General features: G+C 72.5%; 27 protein-coding genes and 1 pseudogene. 14 read left to right on the top strand and 14 right to left on the bottom strand.

Annotated features, from left to right (window positions below; all coding sequences use genetic code 11):
- The first annotated feature begins 7 nt into the window (after window positions 1-7).
- Complete coding sequence (locus D0D28_RS04960) at window positions 8-1,108, top strand: M20 family metallopeptidase (protein WP_116109877.1); 1,101 nt, start codon at window positions 8-10, stop codon at window positions 1,106-1,108.
- A gap of 54 nt (window positions 1,109-1,162) precedes the next feature.
- Window positions 1,163-1,498: a DUF3099 domain-containing protein gene (locus D0D28_RS04955; RefSeq protein ID WP_094009029.1), complete on the top strand. Its 336-nt coding sequence runs from the start codon at window positions 1,163-1,165 to the stop codon at window positions 1,496-1,498.
- Between the two features lie 227 nt (window positions 1,499-1,725).
- Here the strand turns inward: D0D28_RS04955 and D0D28_RS04945 are convergent, their stop codons facing one another.
- The 3 genes from D0D28_RS04945 to D0D28_RS04935 all read right to left on the bottom strand — a co-directional run bounded on the left by D0D28_RS04945 (window position 1,726) and on the right by D0D28_RS04935 (window position 3,931).
- Window positions 1,726-2,592 carry a carbohydrate kinase family protein gene (locus tag D0D28_RS04945; RefSeq protein ID WP_116109876.1) on the bottom strand — a complete coding sequence of 289 codons (867 nt, stop codon included), beginning with the start codon at window positions 2,590-2,592 and terminating at the stop codon, window positions 1,726-1,728.
- On the bottom strand, window positions 2,589-3,494 hold the full coding sequence (locus D0D28_RS04940) for a pseudouridine-5'-phosphate glycosidase (protein WP_116109875.1): 906 nt from the start codon (window positions 3,492-3,494) through the stop codon (window positions 2,589-2,591). Before D0D28_RS04940 ends, D0D28_RS04945 begins: the two co-directional genes overlap by 4 nt.
- A 62-nt stretch (window positions 3,495-3,556) precedes the next feature.
- Window positions 3,557-3,931, bottom strand: coding sequence for a tautomerase family protein (locus D0D28_RS04935; protein ID WP_094009026.1), 375 nt, complete (start codon window positions 3,929-3,931; stop codon window positions 3,557-3,559).
- Window positions 3,932-4,007: 76 nt separating this feature from the next.
- On the opposite strand from D0D28_RS04935, the gene D0D28_RS04930 reads away from it, so the two are divergent.
- Window positions 4,008-4,262, top strand: a complete 255-nt coding sequence (locus tag D0D28_RS04930) for a DUF3039 domain-containing protein (protein WP_094009025.1) — start codon at window positions 4,008-4,010, stop codon at window positions 4,260-4,262.
- Here the strand turns inward: D0D28_RS04930 and D0D28_RS04925 are convergent.
- Window positions 4,223-5,308 (bottom strand): YihY/virulence factor BrkB family protein, encoded by a 1,086-nt coding sequence (locus D0D28_RS04925; RefSeq protein ID WP_094009024.1) that lies wholly within the window; start codon window positions 5,306-5,308, stop codon window positions 4,223-4,225. The genes D0D28_RS04930 and D0D28_RS04925 overlap by 40 nt on opposite strands.
- 212 nt (window positions 5,309-5,520) lie before the next feature.
- Between D0D28_RS04925 and D0D28_RS04920 the strand changes: the two genes are divergently transcribed.
- Complete coding sequence (locus tag D0D28_RS04920) at window positions 5,521-7,284, top strand: DEAD/DEAH box helicase (protein WP_116109874.1); 1,764 nt, start codon at window positions 5,521-5,523, stop codon at window positions 7,282-7,284.
- 214 nt (window positions 7,285-7,498) lie between these two features.
- On the opposite strand, the gene D0D28_RS04915 is transcribed toward D0D28_RS04920, so the two are convergent.
- Together D0D28_RS04915 and D0D28_RS04910 are read right to left on the bottom strand one after the other, a co-directional pair.
- Window positions 7,499-8,830 carry a PepSY-associated TM helix domain-containing protein gene (locus D0D28_RS04915; RefSeq protein ID WP_094009022.1) on the bottom strand — a complete coding sequence of 444 codons (1,332 nt, stop codon included), beginning with the start codon at window positions 8,828-8,830 and terminating at the stop codon, window positions 7,499-7,501.
- A gap of 153 nt (window positions 8,831-8,983) precedes the next feature.
- Window positions 8,984-9,166, bottom strand: a complete 183-nt coding sequence (locus tag D0D28_RS04910) for a DUF7455 domain-containing protein (protein ID WP_017983718.1) — start codon at window positions 9,164-9,166, stop codon at window positions 8,984-8,986.
- 424 nt (window positions 9,167-9,590) lie between these two features.
- Here D0D28_RS04910 and D0D28_RS04905 point away from each other — a divergent pair, with 424 nt between their 5' ends.
- Together D0D28_RS04905 and D0D28_RS04900 are read left to right on the top strand one after the other, a co-directional pair.
- Window positions 9,591-10,937: a glutamine synthetase gene (locus tag D0D28_RS04905; protein ID WP_116109873.1), complete on the top strand. Its 1,347-nt coding sequence runs from the start codon at window positions 9,591-9,593 to the stop codon at window positions 10,935-10,937.
- Window positions 10,937-11,569, top strand: coding sequence for a DUF6885 family protein (locus D0D28_RS04900; RefSeq protein WP_116109872.1), 633 nt, complete (start codon window positions 10,937-10,939; stop codon window positions 11,567-11,569). Before D0D28_RS04905 ends, D0D28_RS04900 begins: the two co-directional genes overlap by 1 nt.
- On the opposite strand, the gene D0D28_RS04895 is transcribed toward D0D28_RS04900, so the two are convergent.
- From D0D28_RS04895 to ppgK, 4 genes and pseudogenes are all read right to left on the bottom strand, one after another.
- Window positions 11,559-12,998, bottom strand: a complete 1,440-nt coding sequence (locus tag D0D28_RS04895) for an amino acid permease (RefSeq protein WP_094009019.1) — start codon at window positions 12,996-12,998, stop codon at window positions 11,559-11,561. The genes D0D28_RS04900 and D0D28_RS04895 overlap by 11 nt on opposite strands.
- 82 nt (window positions 12,999-13,080) lie before the next feature.
- Window positions 13,081-13,758: pseudogene (locus D0D28_RS04890) on the bottom strand (transposase); the annotation flags it as partial.
- A 135-nt stretch (window positions 13,759-13,893) separates the two neighbouring features.
- Window positions 13,894-15,318, bottom strand: a complete 1,425-nt coding sequence (locus D0D28_RS04885) for an RNA polymerase sigma factor (protein ID WP_369806809.1) — start codon at window positions 15,316-15,318, stop codon at window positions 13,894-13,896.
- Between the two features lie 161 nt (window positions 15,319-15,479).
- Window positions 15,480-16,241 (bottom strand): polyphosphate--glucose phosphotransferase, encoded by a 762-nt coding sequence (gene ppgK / locus D0D28_RS04880; protein WP_094007171.1) that lies wholly within the window; start codon window positions 16,239-16,241, stop codon window positions 15,480-15,482.
- A 64-nt stretch (window positions 16,242-16,305) separates the two neighbouring features.
- Between ppgK and D0D28_RS04875 the strand changes: the two genes are divergently transcribed.
- Window positions 16,306-17,124 (top strand): inositol monophosphatase family protein, encoded by an 819-nt coding sequence (locus D0D28_RS04875; protein WP_116109870.1) that lies wholly within the window; start codon window positions 16,306-16,308, stop codon window positions 17,122-17,124.
- Window positions 17,125-18,361: 1,237 nt separating this feature from the next.
- Here the strand turns inward: D0D28_RS04875 and cei are convergent.
- Entirely contained in the window at window positions 18,362-19,039 is a 678-nt protein-coding gene (gene cei / locus D0D28_RS04870) for an envelope integrity protein Cei (RefSeq protein ID WP_162830980.1), read from the bottom strand.
- A gap of 392 nt (window positions 19,040-19,431) precedes the next feature.
- Between cei and D0D28_RS04865 the strand changes: the two genes are divergently transcribed.
- On the top strand, window positions 19,432-19,740 hold the full coding sequence (locus tag D0D28_RS04865) for a DUF4193 domain-containing protein (protein ID WP_017983710.1): 309 nt from the start codon (window positions 19,432-19,434) through the stop codon (window positions 19,738-19,740).
- A gap of 17 nt (window positions 19,741-19,757) precedes the next feature.
- On the opposite strand, the gene D0D28_RS04860 is transcribed toward D0D28_RS04865, so the two are convergent.
- Window positions 19,758-20,258: a DUF3093 domain-containing protein gene (locus tag D0D28_RS04860; RefSeq protein WP_094007177.1), complete on the bottom strand. Its 501-nt coding sequence runs from the start codon at window positions 20,256-20,258 to the stop codon at window positions 19,758-19,760.
- Window positions 20,259-20,282: 24 nt separating this feature from the next.
- On the opposite strand from D0D28_RS04860, the gene dut reads away from it, so the two are divergent.
- The 3 genes from dut (at window position 20,283) to D0D28_RS37275 (ending at window position 22,463) form a co-directional block, all read left to right on the top strand.
- Window positions 20,283-20,765 (top strand): dUTP diphosphatase, encoded by a 483-nt coding sequence (gene dut, locus D0D28_RS04855; RefSeq protein WP_094007178.1) that lies wholly within the window; start codon window positions 20,283-20,285, stop codon window positions 20,763-20,765.
- A complete protein-coding gene (locus tag D0D28_RS04850) occupies window positions 20,765-21,415 on the top strand; it encodes a DUF3710 domain-containing protein (RefSeq protein WP_094007179.1) in 651 nt (216 codons plus the stop codon). The genes dut and D0D28_RS04850 overlap by 1 nt, the downstream gene beginning before the upstream one ends.
- Window positions 21,416-21,488: 73 nt before the next feature.
- Entirely contained in the window at window positions 21,489-22,463 is a 975-nt protein-coding gene (locus tag D0D28_RS37275; RefSeq protein ID WP_116109869.1) for a hypothetical protein, read from the top strand.
- Here D0D28_RS37275 and D0D28_RS04840 read toward each other — a convergent pair.
- Window positions 22,416-23,111, bottom strand: a complete 696-nt coding sequence (locus D0D28_RS04840) for an alpha/beta fold hydrolase (protein WP_116109868.1) — start codon at window positions 23,109-23,111, stop codon at window positions 22,416-22,418. The genes D0D28_RS37275 and D0D28_RS04840 overlap by 48 nt on opposite strands.
- A 115-nt stretch (window positions 23,112-23,226) precedes the next feature.
- On the opposite strand from D0D28_RS04840, the gene D0D28_RS04835 reads away from it, so the two are divergent.
- The gene (locus D0D28_RS04835; RefSeq protein ID WP_026153310.1) at window positions 23,227-23,604 is read left to right on the top strand and encodes an OB-fold nucleic acid binding domain-containing protein; all 378 of its coding nucleotides are present in this window, start codon (window positions 23,227-23,229) and stop codon (window positions 23,602-23,604) included.
- 12 nt (window positions 23,605-23,616) lie between these two features.
- Window positions 23,617-24,381 (top strand): DUF3159 domain-containing protein, encoded by a 765-nt coding sequence (locus D0D28_RS04830; protein ID WP_240323098.1) that lies wholly within the window; start codon window positions 23,617-23,619, stop codon window positions 24,379-24,381.
- Here the strand turns inward: D0D28_RS04830 and D0D28_RS04825 are convergent.
- Window positions 24,378-24,965, bottom strand: a complete 588-nt coding sequence (locus tag D0D28_RS04825; protein WP_162830979.1) for a TetR/AcrR family transcriptional regulator — start codon at window positions 24,963-24,965, stop codon at window positions 24,378-24,380. The two genes, D0D28_RS04830 and D0D28_RS04825, sit on opposite strands and share 4 nt — an antisense overlap.
- A gap of 59 nt (window positions 24,966-25,024) precedes the next feature.
- On the opposite strand from D0D28_RS04825, the gene D0D28_RS04820 reads away from it, so the two are divergent.
- A complete protein-coding gene (locus tag D0D28_RS04820; RefSeq protein WP_094007185.1) occupies window positions 25,025-25,903 on the top strand; it encodes an alpha/beta fold hydrolase in 879 nt (292 codons plus the stop codon).
- The last annotated feature ends 8 nt before the right edge of the window (window positions 25,904-25,911 follow it).

The following is a 25,911-nucleotide window of genomic DNA, read 5'->3' as shown; positions in this document are numbered from 1 at the left end:
GGGAAACGTGACCGACGCACTCGCGCTCACCCGCGCGCTGACCGCGGTCGACACGGTGGGGCACGCCGAAACGGCGGCGCTGGAGGTCGTGGCGCCGCTGCTGCGGGAGGCGGGGTTCCGGCTGGAGGTGTTCGAGCACGAACCCGGCCGCGGCACGCTGGTGGCCGAGTGGGAGACCGGGCACGACGTGCCGCCGCTGTGCCTGTCCGGGCACGTCGACACGGTGCCGCTGGGCGGCGCGCCGTGGCAGCGCGACCCGTTCGCCGGGGAGACCGACGGCGACCGGGTCTACGGCCGCGGGGTGAGCGACATGAAGGCCGGGGTGCTCGCGATCGTCACGGCGGCGGTCGCGGTCGCGCGGTCCCGGCCGCGGCGGTCCGGACTGCGGCTGGTGCTGACGGCGGCGGAGGAGACCGGCTCGCAGGGCGCGCGGTTCGTGGCGGACCGGCTGGGGCCGAGCGGGCCGCTGGTGATCACCGAGCCAACGGCGAACGTGGCGTTCCACGGCCACAAGGGCGCGCTGTGGCTGGAGGCGCACGCGTCCGGGGTCACCGCGCACGGGTCGATGCCGCACCTGGGGGACAACGCGGTCGTCAAACTGGCGGCGGCGGTGACGCGGCTGGCGGAGTACCGGTTCGGCGTGGAGCCGCACCCGGTGATGGGGCCGCCGACGCTCAACGTCGGCACCTTCGCCGGCGGGCTGAACACGAACTCGGTACCCGACCGCGCGGTGGCGACGGTCGACGTCCGCACGGTGGCGGGGCAGGACCACGCGGCGCTGCTGGCCGAACTGGCCTCGGTGGCCGGCGTCGAGGTCCGGCCGCTGATCGACCTGCCGCCGGTGTGGACCGATCCGGGCGACGAGTGGGCGGCTTCGGCGGCCGAGATCGTCCGGGACGTCACGGGCGCCGGCGGGGAGGTGGCGACGGCGACGTACTTCACCGACGCGTCCGTGCTGACGCCCGCGCTGGGCGGCGTGCCGACGCTCATCTGCGGCCCCGGCCAGCCGGAGCAGGCGCACGTCACCGACGAGTGGTGCTCGATCACCCGCCTGGCGGAGTCGGTGGAGATCCTGAAGCGCATCTGTGCCGCCTGGTGCGGGATTTAACGCCACCCGAGTATCGCCGGTGCGGGGGAAGTGGCAGCATGGAGGGCACAGGAGGTGGTCGCGGTGAACAGGTCCCCCCGGGGCACCGGCGACGAGGACGCCCCCGTTCTCATCACCGAGGCCGCCCCGTCCTACGAAGAGGAACACGCGGCCCGCAAGCGCAAGTACATGCTCATGATGGGCATGCGGTTCCCGTGCCTGGTGCTGGCCGGGCTCTTCTACCACACCTGGTGGCTCGCGCTGCTGTTCATCGTCATCTCGGTCCCGCTGCCGTGGGTCGCGGTGCTGATCGCCAACGACCGCCCCCCGCGCAAGCGGGAGGAGGTCAACCGCTACCAGCGCTCCGCGAAGGCCATCGAGCACCGCGAACACCGCATCATCGACGGCTGACCCCCGCGAGTCCCACGCCCCCGCACGCGAGTCCCACGCCCCCGCAGGCGAGTTCCACGTTCGCGCGGGCGAGTTCCACGTTCGCGGGGAAACCCCGGTGCAGCACTCGCGTCCGCGAGTGCAGAGCTCGCGGGCCGGAGCGTAGGACTCGCGGGCTTGAGCGTGGGACTCGCGGGCCGGAGCGTGGGACTCGCGGGCTTGAGCGTGGGACTCGCGGGGCGCGAGGCTCAGGGTTGCGCGCCCACCTTCGTGACCGCTCGCGCGCCCAGTCGTACGCCCGCCCGCAGGGCGTCCACAGTGGACTCACCCCGCAGCCAGGCCGCCAGCACGCCCGCGTCGAAGGCGTCGCCCGCGCCGGTGGAGTCCACGCACTCGGCCTCCTCCGCCGGGACGCTCACCTCGCCGTCCGCGGACACCCACGTCGCGCCCTCCAGACCGGCCGTCACCACCACCGCGCCGACGTCGTCCAGCAGCGCCTTCGCCGCCGACGGTGCCGCCGAACCGGTCAGCGCCAGCAGCTCCGCGGTGTTGGGCATCAGCAGATCCGTCCCGCGCACGTCCGCCAGGAACGCCCGCGCGTCCGTGATCAACGCCGCCGCCTGCGGGTCCACCGACGTCGTCAGCCCGGCTTCCTTCGCCGCCGCCAGCGCGGCCAGCCCGGCCGGCCGCGACGACGGATCCAGCAGCACGTACCCGGACAGGTGCAGGTGATCCGCACCGTCGAGCGCGGCAGGGGACACGTCCTCCGGCGCGAACCGCCCCATCGCGCCCCGGTCCGGCAGCATGCTCCGCTGCCCCGACCCGTCCACCAGCACCACGACGCAGCACGTGGGCACGGCGGCATCGACCGCGAAGGCGCACGACACGCCCGCGGCCTCCAGCTCGGCCCGCACCATCCGCCCACCCGCGTCGTCCCCGACGCGGGCGATCAGCGTGGTCTCGACACCGCTCGCGGCCAGCCACGCGGCCGTGTTCGCGCCGGCGCCGCCACCGGCCAGCCGCACCCGCGACCGCGAGTCGCCGCCGTGGACGATCGGTCCCTCGTGCCGGGCCACCACGTCCAGCCCGGCGTCCCCCACCACGACGACCTTCACGCGAGCTCCACCGCGACCTCGGCCGCGACCCGCGCGTTCGACACCACCAGCTCCTCGTTCGCGTCCAGGCTCGCCCCGCCGCTGGCGGTGTGGAAGTGCTCCAGCAGCACCGGCGTCACCTCCTTGCCGTGCACCCCGCGCGACTCCAGCAGCGCCAGCCCCTCGGCCAGCAACCGGTCGTGCAGCTCGGCGTCCATCTCCGCCTCGGCCGGGATCGGGTTGGCCAGCAGCACGCCCGACGAGGCGTACCGCCGGTGTGCGGCGACCACGGCGGCGACCGCGCCCGCGTCGTCGACCCGCCACGGCACGCCGAAACCCGAGGTCCGCCGGTAGAACGCGGGGAACTCGCCGGTCCGGTACCCGAGCACCGGCACCGAGTTCGTCTCCAGCACCTCCAGGGTGGCGGCGATGTCCAGCACCGACTTCACCCCCGAGCAGACCACCAGCACCGGCACCCGCGCCAGTACGCCGAGGTCGGCCGAGACGTCCCAGGACTCGTTCGCCCCGAGGTGCACGCCGCCCAGCCCGCCGGTGGCGAACACGCCGATCCCGGCCGCGTGCGCCAGCGCCGAGGTGCTCGCCACCGTCGTCGCGCCCGAGCGGCCGAGCCCGATGGCGGGCCCGAGGTCGCGCAGGGACAGCTTGTCCAGCCCCGCGTCGGGCGCGCACACGCGCTCCAGCTGGGCGCGGGACAGCCCGGCGTGGGCGACGCCGTCGAGCACCGCGATCGTGGCCGGCACCGCGTCGGCCTTCCGGACGGTCTCCTCCAGCCGGTTCGCGACCGCGAGGTTGCGGCCCGGGGGCAGGCCGTGGGACAGGATCGTGCTTTCCAGCGCGACGACCGCGCGGCCGCTGTGCACGGCGTCGGCGACCTCGTCGGCCAGGGATATCGGGGGTGTCACGAGGGACCATCTTCACCGACGGTCCGGGGGAGAGCCCCGGCGGGTGGGCGAGCCGGGCCGCCTCACTTCAGGTACTGCGCCACGCCCTCCCCCATGGACCAGTCCACCGGGTGGTTCTCCGTCACGCTGACGAACACGTTCCGCGGTTCGATCCCGGCCCGCTCGGCGGCCAGTTCCGCGATCCGCGCGTAGAGCGCCTTCTTCTGCGCGTCGGTGCGGCCCACCCGCATGGTGATGCTGACGAACACGACCCCGTCGTCCCGGCGGATGCCAGGGTAGGTGCCGTACCGCAGCAGGCCCCCGGTCGAGATGACCTGGAACAGGTCGTCCGCGGGCACGTCGATCGTCTCGGTCATGGCCTGGTGGACGGCGTCGCCCAGGGCGGCCAGCGTGGCGTCGTCGTGGGTGGGCAGGGCGTCGATGCGAACGAGAGGCATGCCCTCACTGTACATACCAATAGGTACAGATGCCCACCGGTGTCGCCGTGCCGGGGCGCTGCGGCAAAATGGGCACATGAGCACATCGACGCTGCCCGAGGTAGACACCCGCCCGGAGTCCACCGAGGAGACCGACAGCGATCAGCCGAAGGTCTTCCACTACGTGCGCAAGGACAAGATCGCCGAAAGCGCGGTCATGGGCACGTACGTGGTGGCGCTGTGCGGCGAGGTCTTCCCCGTCACCCGCTCGCCCAAGCCCGGCTCGCCGGTGTGCCCGGCGTGCAAGGAGATCTACGAGGGCTTGCGCCCCGGTCCGGACGGCGAGGACTGATCCGCGAGGTCCTCCTCCGCCGGGGCCTCCTCCGGCTTGCGCGGCTTGCGCAGCGGCTGCGTCGTGCGCTCCCACAGTGACGGCGAGTCCTCGCGCAGGCGTTCCTTGGCGCGTTCCATCTCCAGCCGCCGCCACTTGCGGCGCTGGCGGCGGGTCATCTTCGCCGGCCACAGCTCCTGGATCGCGGCGTTGAAGTAGGCGCCGCCGACGATGGCCATGCCGATGAAGAACGTGAACAGCAGGAACGCGATCGGGGTGGCCAGCGCGCCGTAGGTGTAGCCGGTGCTGGTGATCCACGACAGGTAGACCCGCAGCCCGACGCTCGCCAGCAGGAAGATCACCATCGCCAGCACCGCGCCGGGCAGCCCGCGGTGCCACGGCAGCCGGCGCGGCAGGGCCAGCTTGTACAGCGTCGCCACGGCCAGGACCAGCAGCACCCCGATCACCGGGTAGTACAGCCAGCTGATCCAGGTGGTGATCGTCGGCGCCCAGCCGTCCGGCAGGAAGTCGATCAGGATGTCCGGCCCGACCGCGATGATCGGCAGGCCGACCACCAGCAGCACCAGGCTGGCCAGGTAGAGCAGCAGCGCGTAGATCCGCTGCCACACCTCGTTGCGCACACCGTACTGGTCGTGCGCCACGGTGATCGCGTCGACGAACGACGACATCGCCGACGAGCCCGCCCACAGCGAGATCAGGAAGCCGACCGAGACGATCTCGCCCTTGCCGATGGTCAGGATGTCGTCGACCGTCGGTTCGATGATCTGGGTGACGACGCTGTCGCTGAAGATCTTGTCCGCGAACGTGATGATCCGGTCGTGCACCGCGGTGACGAAGCCCTGGCCGAACCAGTCGCCCATGAACCCGAGGCTGCCCAGCAGCCCGAGCAGCAGCGGCGGGAGCGACAGCGTCTGCCAGAAGGCCGCCTCCGCCGACTCCGAGAAGATGTTGCCTTCCCACGCCTTGTTGAGCGTGCGCCCGAGCAGGCGCGCTGGGCCCTTGCGGCGGGCGGCGGCCTCGGGCGTCTCGTCGGACGGTGCACTCATCTCAGCCCCAAGCATGGCGGAAGCGGCGCGGTTTGGCTTGTCAAGAGCTGTGGCGTGTTCAACTCCGCCGTGCCGTTCGCGGCCCTTGTCGGTGGGGACGGGTAATCTCCGATGAGCCGCCCTCACCCCCGTCCGGCGTCGCGGCCGGGCAGTTCCGTGGGGGCATTCGCATGTCGCGTTCCATCGTCGGCGAGAGGAGGGGGAGGAATCCCTTGTCGGACACGGCCCAGGGTAATCGGACCGGTCAGGGCTTCGCCGCACCCGAGCCCCAGCACGACTCCACCGCCCGCCCGCTGCGGGCCTGGCAGCGCCGGGCGCTGACGAAGTACCTGAGCACGCAGCCGCAGGACTTCCTCGCCGTCGCGACGCCCGGTGCCGGCAAGACGGTGTTCGGCCTGCGCATCGCCGCCGAGCTGCTGTCCGATCGCACGGTCGAGGCGGTCACCATCGTGACCCCGACCGAGCACCTCAAGCACCAGTGGGCCGCCTCGGCGGCCATGGCCGGCATCCCGATCGACTCGAACTACCGCAACGGCCAGGGCGCCGTCGCGGCCGACTACCGCGGCGTGGCCCTGACGTACGCGCAGGTGGCCGCCCACCCGACCCTGCACAGGGTGCGCACCGAGGGCCGCAAGACGCTGGTCATCCTCGACGAGATCCACCACGGCGGTGACGCGAAGAGCTGGGGCGACGCGATCCGCGAGGCGTTCACGCCGGCCGTGCGGCGCCTGGCGCTGACCGGTACCCCGTTCCGCAGCGACGACTCGCCGATCCCGTTCGTCACCTACGAGCCCGACGGCGACGGCTCGCTGCGCAGCAAGGCCGACCACGCCTACGGCTACGCCGACGCGCTCGCCGACGGCGTCGTCCGGCCGGTCGTGTTCCTCGCCTACAGCGGTGAGGCGTCCTGGCGCACCAGCGCGGGGGAGGAGTTCACCGCGCGGCTGGGGGAGCCGCTGACGGCCGAGCAGACCGCCCGCGCGTGGCGCACCGCGCTCGACCCCGGCGGCGAGTGGATCCCGTCGGTCCTGCAGGCCGCGGACACCCGGCTGCAGCAGCTGCGCAGCGGCGGCATCCCGGACGCCGGTGGTCTGGTCATCGCCACCGACCAGGAGTCGGCGCGCGCCTACGCGAAGATCCTGGCGCGGATCACCGGCGAGGCGCCCACCGTGGTGCTGTCCGACGACCCGAAGGCGACCGCGCGGATCGGCGAGTTCTCCGAGTCGACCGACCGGTGGCTGGTCGCGGTGCGGATGGTGTCCGAAGGTGTCGACGTGCCGCGCCTGGCGGTCGGCGTGTACGCCACGAGCGCGTCGACGCCGCTGTTCTTCGCCCAGGCCATCGGGCGGTTCGTGCGGGCGCGGCGCAAGGGCGAGACGGCGAGCGTGTTCCTGCCGAGCGTGCCGGTGCTGCTGGAGCTGGCCGGCGAGCTGGAGGCGCAGCGCGACCACGTGCTCGGCAAGCCGCACCGGGAGAAGGACGGCTGGGACGACGAGCTGCTGGCGCAGGCCAACCGCACCGAGGACGAGCCCGGCGAGGAGGAGAAGGCGTTCACGTCGCTGGGCGCCTCGGCCGAGCTGGACCAGGTGATCTACGACGGCAACTCCTTCGGCACCGCGGTGTTCTCCGGCAGCGAGGAGGAGCAGGAGTACCTGGGGCTGCCCGGCCTGCTGGAGCCGGACCAGGTGCGGGCGCTGCTGCGCAAGCGGCAGGAGGAGCAGCTGGACGCCGAGAGCCGCCGCAAGCCGGAGAAGGAGCAGGTCCCGGCGCCGGCGCCGCGGCCGCAGTCGGTGAACGAGCGGATCGCCGCGCTGCGCAAGGAGCTGAACACCCTGGTGGGCATGTACCACCACCGCACGCGCAAACCGCACGGCGCGATCCACAGCGAGCTGCGCCGTGCCTGCGGCGGCCCACCGACGGCGATGGCGACGATGGAGCAGCTGGAGGAGCGGATCGCGACGCTGCGCTCCTGGTGAGCCGGGCTCCCTCGGAGCGCGACCGGCGTGGTGACCACGGGGACGGCAGCGAACCCGCTGGCCGCGGCGGCCACGGATGGCTGACCCGGCCGGGGAGCGCCGCCCTACGCAGCGGCGGTCGGGGCGCAGTGCGTCCTGGGTGGGCCGTTGCCGGGTGGCTTCGCGACTCCTAGGGCCAAGTGCCGGAGCGCACGGCCCCTGCCCTGCGCGGCGGCTACGTCCCGCTGCGCGGCACCGCAGTCCCGGCGCGGTGGGCCCGCCACCCGAGGAATCCGTCGAGCAGCAGGAACGCCAGCAACGACAGCCCGAAGACCGGCGCGAACCAGCCGGCCACGATGCCGGCGGCGGCCAGCGGCACCAGCACCCTCCTGGGCAGCCGCCGCAGTGAGCCGCGCGGGTAGGGGCGGCCCAGGGCGCGCCCGGTCGGGCGGCGCTGCCACCACATGCGGTAGCCCCACCCGATCAGCGCGATCAGGCCGACCATCACCACCGCCAGCACGATCTGGTTCGCCAGGCCGAACAGCAGGCCCATGTGCGCGTCGATGCCCCAGCGCGCCAGCTTCGCGGCCAGTGGCCAGTCCGCGAACCGCAGGACGCCGAGCACCTCGCCGGTGCCCGGGTCGATCGCGGCCGCGTCCTGCTTCTCCGGCCAGCTGCGCTGGATCTGCTTCACCACGTACGCCTTGCCGGCCGCGGGCGGGGTGATTTCGACCGGGTTGTCCAGACCGGCCGTGCGCGCCGCGGCCAGCGCCTCGTCGAAACCCACCGCCGGGGCCGCGGTCGCGGCGGGCAGTTTCGACGGCACCGACGGCGTCTGCCAGCTCAGCGCGGCCCGCACCTCGGAAATGTTCTGCCCGGCGAACTGCGACCAGGTCAGCCCGGTCGCGGACAGGAAGAACAGCACCAGCGCCACCCCGGTGCCGGTGGTGGCGTGCCAGGACAGCGTGCGTGCCCGGCCGGTCGCGGCCCGGCGCTTGCGGCGGCGGCCCCACCACAGGACCAGCCCGCCGGCCACCACGACCGCCAGCCAGCTCGCCGCCAGCTCGCTGTAGAGCCGGCCGGCCTCGCCCAGGTGGAGGTTGCGGTGCAGGTTGTCCAGCCAGCCCCGGATCGGCATCGCGCCCCCGGAGCCGTAGGTGTCCAGCACGCCGCGCAGCTCGCCGTCGTAGGGGTTGACGAAGGCGGTCCGGTAGTAGCTCTCGGGCAGGCCGTCGACCGTGAAGACGACCTGCGTGGTGTCGGTCGCCGTCGGCCCGGGCCGCACGCTGTACAACGTGCCTTCCGGGACGGCGGCCTCCGCGGTGGCGACCTGGGCGGCCAGCGTCTGCGTCGTTGTCCCGGCCGGCACGTGCAGCTCGTGGTCGTAGACGACCTGCTCGAGCTGCGGCGCGAACACGTACAGCAGGCCGGTGATCGCGGCCACCAGCAGGAACGGGCCGACGAGGATCCCGGCGCAGAAGTGCAGGCGCAGCAGGACCGGGCGCAGCGTCCCGCGCGCCGCGGCGACGGTCGGCGCGGCCGGCTGGCGGAGGTCGTCCGTCGTCATGCTGCTCCTCGGCGGGGAGGGACCGGCTTTCCCTCCAGGTCGCCGGGAGCGGCGCGGTGGTTCCCGGTGTGACGCCGGGCACAATTCCGGCGGGGACAAACGAAAACGGGCGCCCGGTCCGTCCGGGCGCCCGCTCGCTGTCTGTGGTCTGGCTCAGCCGCGCTGGATCTCCGCAGCGATCTCCTTGAGCTTCGACTCGTACTCGCGGGCGTGGTGGCCGCAGAAGAGCAGCTCGCCACCGCTGGAGAGGATGGCTCGTACCTGTGCTGCAGCGCCGCACCGGTCACAACGGTCGGCTGCGGTCAACTCGGGGCGGGTGAGCGTCGGTGATGTCATTGGAGTCTCCCTCCGTCCCGGCATCGGCTGCCCGATGCCATCGATCCAGCGGCGACCACTTCGGCCCTGCGGTTGCCCGTCGGCTCCGCGGTGTTCGCTGGCCTCCACTCTTGCAGACGTTGAGCGCCTGGCAAGTGTTCCCGGCTGTGTGGGATGTGTGTCACGCAGAATTACCCCGGATGTCGTAGATCAATCCCGCCAGCCGGGACGAAGAGGACTGCCGGAAACCTGTTTCCCGTGGTCAGGACCAGTGTGATGAGGCGGAACCCGGCCCGGGAAAACGGGTGTCAAGCGGCCGCGCGGACGGGCTTGTTCGTTCTCAGCGGAATTCGGCGGACCGGTCCGAGGTGAGATCGTGATCAGTCCGTGTGCGAAACCATCCCCCGCGCGGGGCAGTGCCGGTTCCTGCGAGACACTCGTTGTCATGACGAAGCAGGCGTCGGCGGCCGCGAAGGACCTGGCGGCGGCCGGGGTCGGCGCGCAGCACCTCGCCTGGGCCGACAACAACGGCATCCCGCGGTCGCGGATCGTGCCGCTGAGCGGCCTGGCCGCGGCGGCCACGCGCGGCGTGGGGATCACCTCGTTGTTCGCCGTGTTCGACACGCACGACGTCATCACCTTCGACCACCCCGGGCTGGCCACGCCCTCCGGTGACGTGCGTCTCGTGCCGGTGATCGACCGCCTACGGCGGCTCGCGGGGCAGCCGGCGCTCGCCTGGGCGCCCGGACGGCAGGTCGCCGCCGACGGGTCGCCGTGGCCCTACTGCCAGCGCACGGCCCTGGAGAACGTGGTGTCCGCCACGGCCAGGCGGGGCTACGAGATCCGCGCGGGTTTCGAAATGGAGTTCGCCGTCGCGCCAGCCGGGGCGCCGGACATCGCCTCCGCCCCCGGTCACCACGGCCCCGCCTACAGCCCGCACGCGCTGATCCCGCTCGACGACTTCGTCGCGACCGTGCTGCACGACTTCGAGGCCAACGGCCTGCGGTTGAACCAGTTCCACGCCGAATACGGCCTGGCGCAGCTGGAACTCTCGCTCGCGGCGACCGACCCGGTGTCCGCCGCCGACGACCAGCTGCTGGCCCGCCAGACCCTGCACGCCGCCGCGCACCGGCACGGCCTGCGGCTGAGCTTCGCGCCGATCGTCAGCCCGGACGCGGCGGGCAACGGCTGGCACCTGCACACCTCGGTGTGGCGCAGGGGACGCAACCTGCTGGCCGGGCTGCCGGACGGCGACGGGGCCGGCTACCTCGCCGGGCTGCTGCGGGACCTGCCCGCGATCACCGCGGTGACAGCGCCCAGCGTGCCGTCCACGCTGCGGCTGCGGCCGGGCTACTTCGCCAGCGCGTACGCGTTCTGGGGCGTGGAGAACCGGGAGGCCCCGCTGCGGTACGTGCCGGGGTCGGCGTTGCTCGGCGACGACCACGCCAACGTCGAGCTGAAGCCGTGCGACGCCTCGGCCAACCCGTACCTGGCGCTCGCCGCGGTGATCACGGCCGGGGTCGAGGGGCTGGCGGACGGGCTTGCCCTGCCGGACCCGGTGGGTGAGGACCCGGGCACCTGGACCGAGGACCGCCGTGCGGCCGCCGGAATCACCCGCCTTCCGGACACTCCGGACGAACAGGACAGGGCGCTGGCATCGAGTGGCCGGATGCGTGCGGCGCTGGGGGCGGAGCTGCTCTGCGCGTTCCGCGCGGTGCGGGCCTCCGACCGGCGCTGGGCCGCCGATCGGACGGTCGAGGACATCGTCGCCGCCCACCTCTGGCGGTACTAGTGGCGCTGCTCGACGAGGTGCGCTGGTTCCCCGGCGCCGCGCGCCTCGTCGACCTCGCGCGGGCCGAAATGCCGCAGCAGAAGAGCGAGTCGGCCGCGTTCGTCACGCTGGTTTCCCTGCGGGCGCACGGAATCGCGGTGGCGAGCCAGGACGACACCGCCTCCGCCGGGTCGTCACCGGCGTCGGCCGCGGCGGCGATCGCCGAGTTGTCCGGGGGCGAGCTGACGGCGGTCCCCGCGGAGGGCGCGTGGACCGCCGCGGCGCTCCGGGCGATCCTGGCCGGTGTGCCCGAGCTGGACGTCACGCTGGTGGCCTTTGTGGACACCGCGGACCTCGGCGCGCCGGACACGCCGGACCGGGCTCTGCGCGACTACCTCGACGGCGGGCTGCCGCCGTTCTGGAGTTCCCGTTGGCACGCCCGGAATCCGGTGTTCCTCGCGGGCACGGTCAGCGGTCCCGGCGGCACGCTCGTGGCCGTGGTGGACGGTTACCGCTCGATCGGCCGGGACGGCGTGCACCTGCAGATGCTGGACCGGGTCGTCGCGGCACTGCGCGGGCTGCTGCTGGTGGTGCCCGCCGCCGACGCGCCCTCGGCGCGGGCGGTCGTCGCGCGGGCGCGCCTCACTCCTTAGGCGCGAGCCGGGAGTGTCTGCGGCCGTAGGCGAAGTAGATGGTCAGCCCGATGGCGAGCCACACGGCGAACCGGATCCAGGTCAGCACGTCCAGGTTCAGCATCAGGTACAGGCACGCCAGCGCGGCGACGATCGGCAGCACCGGGGACAGCGGGACGGTGAAGGGCCGCTGGAGGTCGGGGCGCTTGTGGCGCAGCACGGGCACCGCGATCGCGACGATCACCATCGCCGACAGCGCGCCGATGCTGACCATGTCGGACAGTTCGGTGATCGGCACGAACGCCGCGAGCAGGGCGATCAGGATCGCGCCGCTGATCGTCATCCGGTGCGGCGTGCCCCAGCGCGGGTGGGTGGTGCCGATCGGCTTGGGCAGCAGCCCGTCGCGGCCCATCGCGAACCCGATGCGGCCGATGGTGACCAGCTCGACCATCATCACCGAGGTCAGGCCGGTGACCGCGCCCAGCGAGATGAGGGCGCTGACCCAGTGCTGGCCGACCGAGTCGAACGCGGCGGCGAGCGGGGCACCGGCGTCGATGTCGGTGAACGGCACCATGCCGGTCAGCACCAGCGAGACGCCGATGTAGAGCAGGGCGCACACGCCGAGGGCGCCGAGGATGCCGACGCGCAGGTCCTTGCGCGGGTTGCGGGTCTCCTCGCCGAGGTTGGCCAGCGCCTCGAACCCGGTGTAGGCGAAGAACACGATCGCCGCGGCCGACAGCACACCGCCGATGCCGTAGATGGACTGTTCGAGCCCGAGCCCGGCCTGCACGACCGGTTGGTGCAGCACGCTCGCGCCGCTCTCGCCCGGCCGGGCCGGCGGGATGAACGGGGTCAGGTTGGCGCCCTTGATGAAGAACACGCCCACGGCGATGATCAGGACGCACACCGCGACCTTGACGAGTACCAGCACGTTCGTCACCCGGGCCGACTCGCGGATCCCGAGCACGGCGACGACGGTGAGGATCGCGATGATCGCGACGGCGCCGACGTTGACGGTGGCGTCCTCGCCGAACCACTCCTGGGGCAGGCCGAGCAGGTTGGCGAGATACCCGGACCACCCGCGCGACACGACGGCGGCCCCGAGGGCGAATTCGAGGAGCAGGTCCCAGCCGATGATCCAGGCGAACACCTCGCCGAGGGTGGCGAAGGCGTAGGTGTAGGCGCTGCCCGCGGTGGGCACGCTGGAGGCCAGCTCGGCGTAGCAGAGCGCCGCCAGGCCCGCGACGACGGCCCCGATCACGAACGACAACGTCACGGCCGGCCCGGCGTGCGTCTTGGCCTCCACGCCCGCGAGCGTGAAGATGCCGGTGCCGATGATGATCCCGACGCCGAAGCCGACCAGATCCCTGGCCCGCAGGCGGCGCTTCAGGTCGCTGGACTCCTGCCGGGCGAGGACTTCGTTGACGTCGAGCGTTCGGGTGATGCCCATGGTGGAACGTTAGAAGATCACCTGAAGACGCGCAGCGCGGTGGGCGGTTGTTGTGACGAAGGCGCCTTGCAGGCGAAGCGCCTTACGGCGCCGGACGGTCACCTTGGGTGGACCTCCCCCGCCCCCGCTCCTGGATTGTGTTTCGGTCGCCGAGCAGGGTGTCAAGGCGGGAAAGTGATGTGCTCCGAGAATGTCGGACGCGGCTCGAGCGGAGCGTATCACGCAACGTGCTTGCCGAACATCGATCCGGCGGGCAGTCGGATACGGTGCGCTGCCCCGGTGTTGAGCTGCGTGATATCGCCGACCAGCCGCGCACCAGCTCGGCATGCCCGCACCGATAGCCGTAGGTGCGCTTCGAGGCGGCGAACACCACGTGAATCTGCTCGATCAACAATCCCCGGCGCTGTTCCTGCGCCGAGACCGTGCGACGCTCCCAGTCGTAGAAGCCCGAGCGTGACACACCCATCAGCCGACACATCAGGGCCACGTCGAAATGCGCCTTCTCCGCTGCAATACACGCGTAGCGCTGGGCTACCGTTGTTCTTTCGCGAAGAAGGCTGCCGCTTTTCAGGAACGCGTTCTCCTGCTCCAGTTCGCGGATACGCCGCTCCAGCTCGCCCACCTGGCCCCGCGTCGCGGTCGGCGACTCTTCAGCTCTCTTCTTTTTCTCGGCCGTCACCCAGTTGTGCACCGTCTGCGCGACCACATCAACATCGCGCGCCGCTTCGGTATAGCTCAGCCCGCCCTCGAGTACCGCGTTGACGACCGTGGAGCGGGGGCGGGGGAGGTCTGGTGCGTGGTCGGTCCACTGCCGTTGCCGGCTTGCGGTTCAGCCGTGGTGCTGGAAAAGAAAAAAGCCCGGGCCACCGTCGGCAGCCCGGGCTCTTCTCTTCTGCTAGTCCAGGTAGTCCCGGAGGACCTGCGACCGGCTGGGGTGGCGCAGCTTGGACATGGTCTTCGATTCGATCTGGCGGATGCGCTCGCGCGTGACGCCGTAGACCTGGCCGATCTCGTCTAAAGTCCGCGGCTGACCGTCGGTCAGGCCGAAGCGCAGCCGGACCACGCCGGCCTCGCGCTCGGACAGCGTCTGCAGCACCGACTGGAGCTGGTCCTGCAGCAGCGTGAACGACACCGCATCGACCGCGACGACCGCTTCCGAGTCCTCGATGAAGTCGCCCAGCTGCGAGTCGCCCTCGTCGCCGATCGTCTGGTCCAGCGAGATCGGCTCGCGGGCGTACTGCTGGATCTCCAGGACCTTCTCCGGGGAGATGTCCATCTCCTTCGCGAGCTCCTCGGGGGTGGGCTCGCGGCCGAGGTCCTGCAGCAGCTCACGCTGTATGCGGCCGAGTTTGTTGATCACCTCGACCATGTGCACCGGAATGCGGATGGTGCGCGCCTGGTCGGCCATGGCGCGGGTGATCGCCTGCCGGATCCACCACGTCGCGTAGGTGGAGAACTTGTAGCCCTTGGTGTAGTCGAACTTCTCGACCGCACGGATCAGGCCCAGGTTGCCCTCCTGGATCAGGTCCAGGAACGCCATGCCGCGACCGGTGTAGCGCTTGGCCAGCGACACGACCAGCCGGAGGTTCGCCTCCAGCAGGTGGTTCTTGGCGCGCTCCCCGTCCCGGATGATCCAGCGCAGGTCACGGCGCATCTGGGTGGCGAGCTTCTCGCCCTCCTCCTCGGCGACGCGCAGCCGCTCCGCCGCGTACAGGCCGGCCTCGATCCGCTTGGCGAGCTCGACCTCCTCCTCGGCGTTGAGCAGCGCGACCTTGCCGATCTGCTTCAGGTACGCGCGCACCGAGTCCGCGGACGCGGTGAGCTCGGCGTCCTTGCGGGCCTGCCGCAGGGCCTCCGACTCCTCCTCGTCCCAGACGAAGTCGCGGTCGGTCGACTTGGCGCCCGACTTGGCCGGCGTCTTCTCGTCCGGCTCGTCCTCGTCGAGATCCTCCGCCTCGTCGGTGACGGTCGCGTCGACGACGTCGACCTCCACCTCGCTCTCGAGGTCGGCGAGATCGGCTTCGAGGTCGACGTCCTCGATCTCCTCGCCGCCGGGGCCGTCCGGCTCCCCGTCGTCGGTCTTGCCGGCCTTGCGGGTGGAGCGGCCCTTGGCCGGAGCCTTCTTCGGGCCCTTGGCCGCGGCCGGCTTCCGGGTGGTCGCCTTCTTCGTGGCGCCGGAGCCCTGAGCCTCGGCCTCGGTCACGTTCTCACGGCCCGCGTCGGGTTCCGCGCTCACGTCGGCGGCGCTCGTTGTCTTCGTGCCGCTTCGGGTAGCGGTTTTTGCGGCTGCCACGTACGCCCTTTCGCAGCGGTCGATCACGGCGAGCCGGGATGGTGCGTCCCGGCCGCCTCAGATTCGGGGAACGTCCCGCGGCCTGCGGTTTTGTCCTCCGCGACCGTGGGCCGTGTTCCATTGTAACGACGATACGCCGGTGTGTTGCGGCCGATCATCGGTCGAACTCGGCGAACCCGGTCCGGGACTCAGTGCTCCAGGCCCTCGGCGGCCGCCAGCGCCGCGCCCACGATCCCCGCGTTGTTCTGCAGCGATGCGACCAGGACCGGTGTCCTGATCTCCAGCAGCGGGACCCATTTCTCGGCCTTCTTGCTGACCCCGCCGCCCACGATGAACAAATCCGGCCAGATGAGGTTCTCCAGCACGGAAAGGTAACGGTTCACGCGCTTGGCCCACTGCGGGTAGGACAGGCCCTCGTTGTCCTTGACCGAGGCGGCCGCCTTCTTCTCCGCGTCGTGCCCGTCGACCTCGAGGTGGCCGAACTCGGTGTTCGGCATCAGGGTGCCGTGCTGGAAGAGGGCGCTGCCGATGCCGGTGCCGAAGGTCAGCAGGGTGGTGACGCCCTTGCGGGCCGCCGGGTCGCCGTAGCGGATCTCGGCCATGCCGGCCGCGTCGGCGTCGTTGAGCATCGCGATGTCGTCCTCGTGGCGGTCCAGCCGCTTGGCGAACAGCGCGTCCGCGTCGGTGCCGATCCAGGCGGGGTCGATGTTCGCCGCCGTGTGCGCGACGCCCTTCTTCACCACCGCGGGCAGCGTGATGCCGACCGGGCCGTCCCAGCCGAAGTGGGCCACGATCTGGGCCACCACGTCGGCCACCGCGTCCGGGGTCGCCGGGCGCGGGGTGTCGATCCGGAAGCGGTCGCCGATCAGTGCGCCCTTTTCCAGGTCGACAAGGGCGCCCTTGATACCGCTGCCGCCGATGTCGATTCCGAAACCTCGGGTCGCCGTCATTGGCGCCGTCCCTTCTCGCTCGATTCAGAAACCTGTGCCGGAGACTTTAACCGGGTGTGGTCCCATGGTGGACGTGGGAGCTGCCGAAACAGAGTTGAAGGACGTCGCGGTCCGGGTCGCGGCCGAGGCCGCGGACCTGGTCCGCCGTGCCCGTGACGCCATGGTCGCAGGTGAGGCGGTGTCGGTCGAGACCAAGTCGACCGACACCGACGTGGTCACCGCGGCCGACCGCGCGGCCGAGCAGCTGGTGCGCGACCGGCTGGCGGAGCTCCGGCCGGGGGACCACGTGCTGGGGGAGGAGGCCGGCGGCTCCGCCGGTGACGGGGTGACGTGGGTGGTGGACCCGATCGACGGCACCGTGAACTTCCTCTACGGCGCGCCCCTGTTCGCCGTGTCGCTGGCGGCGCAGGTGGACGGGGTGTCGGTGGCCGGGGCGGTGGTGGAGCCGGTCAGCGGGCGCTGCTGGACGGCCGTGCGGGGCCAGGGCGCGTGGCTGGACGGGCGGCGGCTGGCGGTGTCCTCGCCGTCGCGGCTGGAGCTGAGCCTGGTCGGCACCGGGTTCGCCTACCAGGCCGAGCGGCGGGCCCGGCAGGCCCGGTTCGTGTCCGGGCTGCTGACCAGGGTGCGGGACGTGCGCCGGGCCGGGGTGGCGTCGCTGGACCTGTGCGCGGTGGCGGCCGGGTGGCTGGACGGGTACGTGGAGCACGGGCTGAACCGGTGGGACTGGGCGGCCGGGGCGCTGATCGCGGCCGAGGACGCCGCGGTGGTGCACCTGCCGGGCGCGGACCCGGCGCTGGGGGAGGACGCGACCTTCGCGGCGGCCCCGTCGATCGCCGAGGCGCTCTACGACGCGGCAGTGGAGTGCGGCGTCAAGGACGTGTAGCGCCGGGTGGCCCGCGGGCGCGGATGAGGGTGGCCCGCTGCCGCGCCCGTGCGCCCGCGTTGGCGGGGCCACGCGCCGAGCGCGGAACTCGCCTCCCCGAGTGGGGGACTCGCGCGCGTGAGCGCGGAACTCACCTGCCGGAGTGGGGACTCACCTGCCCGAGCGTGGAACTCGCGGGCGGATGAGGCTGGCCGCCGCGGCACCCTTCCGCCCGTGTTGGCGGCGCCTGCGCGCCGAGCGTGGAACTCGCCTGCCGGGCCCGAGCGCGGAACTCACGTGCCGGAGCGTGGAACTCCCCGGACCGTGCGTGGGACTCGCGGGCGAGGATGAGACTGGCCCGCCGCGGCGCCCGTCCACCCGCGTTCGCGGGGCCACGCGCCGAGCGCGGAACTCGCCTGCCGGGTTGCAGGACTCGCCGGCCGGAGTGCGGGGCCCGTCGGCCCGAGTGGGGACTCGCGCGCGTGAGCGTGGGACTCGCCAGCCGCAGCGTGGAACATGCGCGCGTGAGCGTGGGACTCGCCAGCCGCAGCGTGGAACTCGCGGGCGGATGAGGCTGGCCGCCGCGGCACCCTTCCGCCCGTGTTGGCGGCGCCTGCGCGCCGAGCGTGGAACTCGCCTGCCGGGCCCGAGCGCGGAACTCACGTGCCGGAGCGTGGAACTCCCCGGACCGTGCGTGGGCCTCGCGGGCGCGGCTGAGGCTGGCCCGCTGCCGCGCCCGTCCACCCGCGTTGGCGGGGCCGCGCGCCGAGCGCGGAACTCGCCTGCCGGGTTGCAGGACTCGCCAGCCGGAGTGCGGGGCCCGTCGGCCCGAGTGGGGACTCGCGCGCGTGAGCGTGGGACTCGCCAGCCGGAGCGTGGGACTCGCGGGCGGATGAGGCTGGCCGCCGCGGCACCCTTCCGCCCGTGTTGGCGGCGCCTGCGCGCCGAGCGTGGAACTCGCCTGCCGGGCCCGAGCGCGGAACTCACGTGCCGGAGCGTGGAACTCCCCGGACCGTGCGTGGGACTCGCGGGCGCTGGATGAGGCTGGCCGCCGCGGCGCCCGTCCACCCGCGTTCGCGGGGCCACGCGCCGAGCGCGGAACTCGCCTGCCCGAGTGGGGACTCGCGCGCGTGAGCGCGGAACTCGCCAGCCGCAGCGCGGAACTCGCCAGCCGGAGCGTGGGACTCGCTGGGCCGAGTGGGGGACTCGCCAGCCGGAGCGTGGGACTCGCCTCCCCGAGTGGGGGACTCGCCGGGCCTCAGCAGGTGCCGGGGCGCGCGGCGGCCAGCAGTGCCTCGTCGATCGGCGGGGGGCTCACCGCGGACTGCTCGCCGCCGTCGCCGTCGTGCTGGGCCGACCACGCCTGCAGCTGCGCGAGGATCTCGCGCGCCGCCTGCGTCGGCACCACGTCGCCGAAGGCGCTGCCGATCGCCAGGTCCACGCTGGCGTCCTCGCGGTTGTCCCGCACCAGCTCGACGCACGGCACGACCAGGCTGAGCGTGCGCGCCGCGGAGCTGCCGTTGTCACCGAAGCGCAACTGGCCGCGGCAGGCCGCCTCGGCGGTCGCGTAGGCGGGGTCGTTCTCGGGCGGCGCGATCTGCGTGAAACCCAGCTGCCGCAGGCTTTCCGTGGTGATCGCGGCCTGCCCGCGCTTCTCGCTGGCGTTGAGCACCTTCACCGCGATCCGGTCGGCGGGCACCGGTGTCGTCCCGTCGAGCGCGGTGTACCCCAGGTTGGTGTACGTCACCCCGGGCGGTGGCGTGGGCGGCGGATCGCACCGCAGCGCCGCGTCGATGTCCTGCTTGCTGGTGATCGCGCGCACCCAGATGAACATCGCGATGAGGCCGAGCACTCCGATCACGATCAGGGCGGGCAGCGGACGGCGCTTGCGGTAGGGCCGCGATCTCCGGTTGCCGTAACCGATCCCCGACGACACCTGCCCCATCCCTTCGATCGAAGACCCGAACACCCGCTCGCCCGAACCGTCGTTCCTGATCAGCGTAGGCGTTACAGTGCACCAGCGCCGTCACCCGGCCGAAGCCGGGGTCCGTGTCGCACGGTCCCATGAACCTCCCCGCACCGCGTTCCCCCTGTTGGGTGACGTACGTCCTGCTTCGAATGACACTCTGCGCGTCCGGGTAAAGCGTGAGCTACCCTCTGCGGGCTCCGCCCGTGGATCAGGTATCGAAACACGTTGCTGAAGAGAGACCTGGCTCACTACGGCGGCGGGCACAAACCGGGGCGCTGGGACGTTGTCCAGCGGCACGATGGCATGCGAACAGCGTGCTTGAACAGTGATTACAGAGCTGATCGCAGGGGTGAGGGACAATGGCGACCGACTACGACGCTCCGCGCCGCAGCGAAGCCGACGAGCTCGCCGAGGACTCGTTGGAGGAGCTGAAGGCTCGCCGGAACGAGACGCAGTCCGGCGTGGTGGACGTGGACGAGGACGCGAGCGCGGAGAACTTCGAGTTGCCGGGCGCGGACCTGTCCGGGCTGTCGGGTGAGGACCTGACGGTGAAGGTGGTGCCGAAGCAGGCGGACGAGTTCACCTGCTCCGTGTGCTTCCTGGTGCACCACCGCAGCCGGCTGGCGGAGGAGCACAACGGGCAGATGATCTGCCGCGACTGCGCGTGACACCGCGGGCGGCCGGGCTACTTCCCTGAGCGGAGCAGCTCGGCCAGTGCCTCCGGCCGGCGGGTACTGAACACCCAGTAGGGGGTCGGGTCCGCGGGATCGGTCAGGTGCACGCGCAGCAGCGAACCGACCCAGCCGCGATGCGTCACGTAAGCGGCGGGGTCGAGTTCCGGTCCCATCGCCTTCCGCTTCCGGTCCTTCCCGATGACCTCGACCTCACCGACGAACCGCAACGGCAGATGAGCGTCCCCGACCTCCAGCTCGTCGCCGGTCACCCGGATCCGGGCCCGGCCCATCGCCACCAGCAACGCCACGGCCAGCGGCATCAGCACCGCGAACGGCAGCCACAACGGCACCGCCGGGTAGCCGAGGTGGATCTCGTAGGCCAGCAGCGCCGCGCCCGCCAGCGGCAGCGGCCAGCCCCACCACGACAGGTACAGCCGTTCGGAATACCGCGTCCGGCCGTCTCCCGTGGCCGTCTCACCCACCGCACCGGCCGCGCTCGCGTGCTCACCCATGCCTTCAGGGTAGTCTCGCCGCCCGTGTCCCCCGTTCAGGTCCTGCTCACCCGGCTCGATCCGGGCGTCCCGATCCCGTCCTACGCCCGGTCCGGTGACGCCGGCGCCGACCTCGTGACGACCACCGACGTCGTCCTGGAGCCCGGCGAGCGGGCGCTGGTGGGTACCGGCGTGGCGATCGCGCTGCCGCCGGGCTACGCCGGGTTCGTGCACCCGCGCTCGGGACTGGCCGCGCGCACCGGGCTGTCCGTGGTGAACACGCCGGGCACCATCGATTCCGGCTACCGCGGGGAGATCAAGGTGTGCCTGGTCAACCACGACCGCACCGAGCCGATCCGGCTCGCGCGGGGTGACCGGATCGCGCAGCTGGTGGTCCAGCGCGTGGAGACGGCCGAGTTCGTGGAGGTCGCGGAGCTGGCGGCCACCGAGCGCGGGGCCGGCGGGTACGGATCGACCGGCGGGCATGCGACGCTGACCGGAAACCCCGGGGAAGGAACGAGGAAGTAGTGGGCATCTTCGGACGCAAGAAGCGGGGCCGCCACGCGATGGCCGACCCCGACGAGTCCTGGGAAGAGGACGTCGCCGAGGAGCCGGAAGAGGACCCGGAGCCGGACGCCTCCGAGGGGCCGTTCGACGTCACCGAGGCGCCCGAGGACGGCCGGCCGCGGATCGACCTCGGCTCGGTGCGGGTCCCGGTGCCCGACGGCACCCAGGTGCAGGTCGAGATGGACCCGCAGGCCGGTGGGGTGCGGGCGGTGCACGTGGTGACGGCCCACGGGCAGGTCACCGTGAGCGCCTACGCCGCGCCGCGGTCGGGCGGGCTGTGGCGCGAGGTGATCGCCGAGCTGACCGACCAGCTGCGCACCGACGGCGCCAAGGTCGCCCCCGGCCAGGGCGAGTGGGGGCCGGAGCTGTCCGCGCTGATCGGTGACGTCGCGCTGCGGTTCGTCGGGGTGGACGGCCCGCGCTGGATGCTGCGCGGCGTGATCGCCGGACCGCAGTCGATGGCCGCCGAGGCGCCCGCGGTGCTACGCGACATCGTCCGCGGCACGATCGTCGACCGGGGCGACGCGCCGATGCCGGTGCGCACGCCGCTGCCGATCACGCTGCCGGACGCGGTGGCGGAGCACATCGCGCAGCAGCAGGCGCAGCAGTAGGGGGCCCGCCCCACCGTGATCGCGGGAGCGCGCACCAGTGTGCGTGCTCCCGGCGGGCGGAAAGCTCTTGATCATGTCGCTGATCGAGAGCCGGGCGGGTCTGCACCGCCCGCTGGTAGTCGTCACCGCCGTGATGGCCGTGCTGGCCGCGGTCGCCGTGGTGGGCCTGTTCGCTGATCCCCGGCAGCTCGTCGGCGCTCCCGTCTGGAGCAAGACGGCCAAGTTCGCCGTCTCGATCGCGCTGTACACGGCCACTCTGTCGGGGATGCTGTCCCTGCTGCCCAGGGCGCGGCGCTGGGGCTGGTGGATGGGCACGGCCGTGGCCGCCGGGCTGACCGTCGAGATGGTGCTGATCATCGGGCAGACGATCGTCCGCGGGCGGCGCCTGCACTTCAACTTCGCGACCGAGGCCGACCGGTTCATCCACAACCAGATGGCCACCGCGGTGTACCTGCTCTGGGCCGCGACCCTGGTCGTCGCGCTGCTGCTGGTGTGGCAGCGCCTGGCCGACCCCGCGCGGGCCTCGGCGATCCGCGCCGGGCTCTTCCTGGCGCTGACCGGGATGGCGCTGGGCATGCTGATGTTCACCCCGACCCCGGAACAGCAGGCCGTGATCGACGCGGGCGGTGAGCCCGCAGTCGTCGGGTCGCACAGCGTCGGGGCGCCAGAGGACGGGCCCGGCCTGCCGCTGACCGGCTGGAGCGTGGACGGCGGCGACCTGCGGATCGCGCACTTCGCCGGCCTGCACGCGCTGCAGCTGATCCCGCTGCTGGCGTTCGGCCTGGAGGCGCTGGCCCGCCGGGTGCCCGTGCTGCGGGCCGCGGTCGTGCGGCGGCGGCTGATCCGGATCGCGGCGGTGGAGTACCTCGGCCTGATCGTCTTGCTGACCTGGCAGGCGCTGCGTGGTCAGGCGCTGCTGCGACCGGACGGCGCGACCCTGCTCGCCGCGGCCGCGTTGGCGGTCACCGCCGTGGCGGCCGCCGCGGCGGCGGTGCGGACCTCACCCGCCCGCCTGGAGCCAGGCCAGCAGTGCGGCCCGGCCCAGTGACTCGCGGTCGGCGCCCAGCGCCGCCAGCGTGGTCTCCCGGACCACGGCCCGGGGAAGCGCTTTCGCCCAGGCGTGCGCCACCGCGGCCGGGCGGGCCGGCTCGTCCGTGCACGCGGCGATTCCGACCGGGATGTCCAGTTCCGCCAGCGCCTCCAGCGTCGGCGCGGGGTGGGCCGCCGCGACGCGCAGGCTCGCCGCCAGGCCGTCGCCGTGCCGGCGCCACGCCCGCGTCAGCTCGGCGCCGAGCCACGGCGCCACCCCGGCCGTCGCCAGCCGCAGCGCCTCGTCCAGCCCGTGCGCGTCGACCAGGTCGGCCGACGCGCGCGCGGCGAGCGAGGCCGGCGCCTCGCCCGGATGGCCGCACCACGCGGGCATCGCGAGCAGCAGTCCGGCGCATTTGCCCGGATTGCGCACCGCCCATTCGGCCGCCAGATGCGCCCCCAAGGAGACGCCTCCGGCGAGCACCGGGCCGTCCGCGGCCGCCTCGTCGAGCGAAGTGAGCAGGCCCGCCGTCACCGCCGCCCCGCGCGGCGGCGGCGGGGCCACCGTGCGCATCCCGAACGCGGCCAGCGGACCTGCGAAAACGGACCGGACGAACACCTCGTCCGAGCCCGTCCCGGGTAGCAGAACGGCGGCCGGTTTCGGCATAGCGGACGTCACGTTGCGATCTTGCCGCAAAGCCGTTGTGCTGGCCCCCACGAGGTTAGGCTGGATGACGTACGGGCCGTTCGAGTCGGGGGCCCTGGAACAGGAGCAGACGCCTATGTCCGCCAAAGACGGCGGCTATTTCAGCCGGCTGGTACGCAAGCTGACCAGCGACGTCGAGGAACTCGACGCTGATGATCTGTCCGAAAAATCCGAGGCCGGCGGTGCGCGACGAGCCTGCGACTGCCGGTCGGGCGAAGAGGTGACCGTCCTGGGGCGGTTACGCAGCGTGGAGCTGTGTCCCACGAAAGAGGCGGCGACACTGCGTGCCGAGTTGTTCGACGGCACGGAGGGCGTGACGCTAGTCTGGCTGGGACGGCGCCGCATCCCGGGCATCGAACCGGGCCGGACCATCAAGGTCCGTGGCCGCATGGCCGAGCGAGACGGCCAGAAGGTGCTGTACAACCCGTTCTACGAGCTGCAGACGACCTCCTGAATTGGTAACCGCGTGACTGAACCTGCCCGTCCAGGCGACAAGACCGACGACCGCCCCGCCGAGTCCGAGTCCGGGGCCGAGCCTGGGCGGGTGGGTGAGCGGCCCGAGCCCACGATGCTGGAGCAGATGGGCGGCGTGTCCGGGCTCGTCTACTCCTCCGTGCCGATCGTCGTGTTCGTGCTCGCGAACTCGTTCTTCGGGCTCACCGTGGGCATCTGGAGCGCGGTCGCCAGCGCCGCGCTGATCACGATCGTGCGCCTGGTGCGCCGCGAGTCGCTGCAGCCGGCGATCTCCGGCCTGTTCGGCGTGGGCATCGGCGCGTTCATCGCCTACCGCACCGGGTCGGCGAAGGGGTTCTTCCTGTTCGGGATCTGGGCGAGCCTCGTCTACTGCGGCGTGTTCGTGGCGTCCGTGCTGGTCCGCTGGCCGCTGGCTGGCGTGATCTGGAACTTCCTCAACGGCACCGGCACCGCGTGGCGCCGGGACAAGCCGTCGCGCCTCGGCTACGACATCGCCACCCTCGCGCTCGCCGCCGTCTTCGGCGCGCGGTTCGTGGTGCAGCGGTGGCTCTACGACGCCGACTACACCGGCTGGCTGGCCTTCGCCAAGATCGCGATGGGCTGGCCGCTGTACGGGCTGGCGCTGCTGGTCGTCGTGTGGGCCGTGCGCCGCTCCGACAAGCGCCTCAAGGCCCTCGAAGAGGCCCGCGTCGCCGAGGAGGCCGACGTCGAGGCCCGCCTCCGGCTCAAGTACGGCCAGCCGCCGCAGGAGGCCTAGCGCCGCCGGTCCGGCTGCACGCGGATGCCGGTGAGCAGCCAGCCCAGGCCCCGGTCGAAGTTGCCCCGCATCTCCGCCGCGCTCGGCTGCCGCTCGGTGCCCGCTCCCGGGGGCAGGTGGCGGGTGAACGCGGCGAAACCGATCGTATAGACGATCAGCACCCGCAACGCCTCCGGCACGGCCGGTTCGGCGACCTCCGCCCGGCGCAGGAGCGCGGCGGTGATCTCCCCGAGGCGCTGCGCGTTGGGGCCGTGCGCGCCCTGCCGGCTCAGGTAGAGCGGCACGAGGTCCGCGTGGTCCAGGAGCACCGTGTAGGTCGAGGTCATCAGCCGCTGCAGGCCCTCGGCCGGGTCGCCGTCCTCCGTCGGCGTGTCGACCTCGGCGAGCACGTCGTCCAGCACCGCGTCGAGCAGGGCCGTCTTGCTCGCGACGTGGCTGTAGAGGGCGTTCGGCGCGACGTCGAGCCGCGCCGCCAGCGCCCGCATCGACAAGCCGGTCAGCCCCCGCTCGGACAGCAATTCGCGCGCGGCGCCGACCACCGCCGCGCGGGTCAGTCCGGCGCGATGACCAGGAGCACGTTCCACGACGCCTACTGTACAGTGTCCAGTATGAATTGGACGCCGTACAGCTGGAGGCTGCGGAAGTGATCCCTGGACTGGTCGAGCGCACGGTTGCGGTGGACGGCTCGAGCGTGCACGTGGCACACGGCGGCGCCGGGCACCCGGTGTTGCTCCTCCACGGTTTCCCCCAGACCCACCTGGCGTGGCGGCACGTGGCCGCCTCGCTGGCCGCGGACTTCCACGTGGTGTGCCCGGACCTGCCCGGTTACGGCGCGAGCGCCCCGCCGCCGGGCGACGACCCCGCCGCGTACGCGAAACGCGTCACGGCCGCCACGATGGTCGCGCTGATGCGCGAACTCGGTCACGAGCGGTTCAGCGTCGTCGGGCATGACCGGGGAGCGCTGGTCGCCTTCCGGGCCGCGCTCGACCACCCCGGTGTCATCGAGCACCTCGCCGTGCTCGACGTGATCCCGACCGTGGACAACTGGGCCGCGCTGCACGGCGCCGGCGGGGTGTTCGCGTTCCACCTGTACCTGCTCGCGCAGGGTTCCGGCCTGCCGGAGCGGATGATCGGGGCAGCCCCGGACGTGTTCTTCGGTCACTTCCTGGACACCTGGACGGCCGAGCCGGGCGCGATCCCGGCCGACGTCCGGGCCGCCTACCTGGCCGCGGCGGGCACTCCGGCCGCGATCCACGCGATCTGCCAGGACTACCGCGCCAGCGCGTTCGTCGACGCCGGGCACGACCAGGCCGACCGCGACGCCGGCCGCACGCTGACGATGCCGGTCCTGGCGATGTGGCAGGACCCCGGCGAGGTGGTCCTGCCGTTCGACCCGCGGCAGCTGTGGGCGAGCTGGGCGCCGGACCTGCGCACGCGGGTCCTGCCCTGCGGCCACTTCCTGCCGGAGGAACGCCCCGGCGAGGTCACCGCCGCGATCCGGGACCTCCTCGGCCGCCAGTAGCCCAGTGC

This window comes from Amycolatopsis ruanii (assembly GCF_003385175.1).
GTDB classification, from domain to species: domain Bacteria; phylum Actinomycetota; class Actinomycetes; order Mycobacteriales; family Pseudonocardiaceae; genus Amycolatopsis_E; species Amycolatopsis_E thermalba.
The sequence above is the reverse complement of the archived record's forward strand: the minus strand, read 5'-3'. Positions and strand labels throughout refer to the sequence as shown.

Bases quoted from the DNA above. Each gene is read 5' to 3' on its own strand.
- D0D28_RS04910 (WP_017983718.1), bottom strand. From the start codon at position 9,166: ATGACATCACCGACGCTCACCCGCCCCGAGTTGACCGCAGCCGACCGT.
- D0D28_RS04935 (WP_094009026.1), bottom strand. From the start codon at position 3,931: ATGCCTCTCGTTCGCATCGACGCCCTGCCCACCCACGACGACGCCACG.
- D0D28_RS04865 (WP_017983710.1), top strand. From the start codon at position 19,432: ATGGCGACCGACTACGACGCTCCGCGCCGCAGCGAAGCCGACGAGCTC.
- D0D28_RS04840 (WP_116109868.1), bottom strand. From the start codon at position 23,111: ATGCCGAAACCGGCCGCCGTTCTGCTACCCGGGACGGGCTCGGACGAG.
- D0D28_RS37275 (WP_116109869.1), top strand. From the start codon at position 21,489: ATGTCGCTGATCGAGAGCCGGGCGGGTCTGCACCGCCCGCTGGTAGTC.
- D0D28_RS04875 (WP_116109870.1), top strand. From the start codon at position 16,306: ATGGTGGACGTGGGAGCTGCCGAAACAGAGTTGAAGGACGTCGCGGTC.
- D0D28_RS04925 (WP_094009024.1), bottom strand. From the start codon at position 5,308: ATGAGTGCACCGTCCGACGAGACGCCCGAGGCCGCCGCCCGCCGCAAG.
- D0D28_RS04835 (WP_026153310.1), top strand. From the start codon at position 23,227: ATGTCCGCCAAAGACGGCGGCTATTTCAGCCGGCTGGTACGCAAGCTG.
- D0D28_RS04905 (WP_116109873.1), top strand. From the start codon at position 9,591: ATGACGAAGCAGGCGTCGGCGGCCGCGAAGGACCTGGCGGCGGCCGGG.
- D0D28_RS04915 (WP_094009022.1), bottom strand. From the start codon at position 8,830: ATGACGACGGACGACCTCCGCCAGCCGGCCGCGCCGACCGTCGCCGCG.
- D0D28_RS04860 (WP_094007177.1), bottom strand. From the start codon at position 20,258: ATGGGTGAGCACGCGAGCGCGGCCGGTGCGGTGGGTGAGACGGCCACG.
- D0D28_RS04930 (WP_094009025.1), top strand. From the start codon at position 4,008: ATGAGCACATCGACGCTGCCCGAGGTAGACACCCGCCCGGAGTCCACC.
- D0D28_RS04895 (WP_094009019.1), bottom strand. From the start codon at position 12,998: ATGGGCATCACCCGAACGCTCGACGTCAACGAAGTCCTCGCCCGGCAG.
- ppgK (WP_094007171.1), bottom strand. From the start codon at position 16,241: ATGACGGCGACCCGAGGTTTCGGAATCGACATCGGCGGCAGCGGTATC.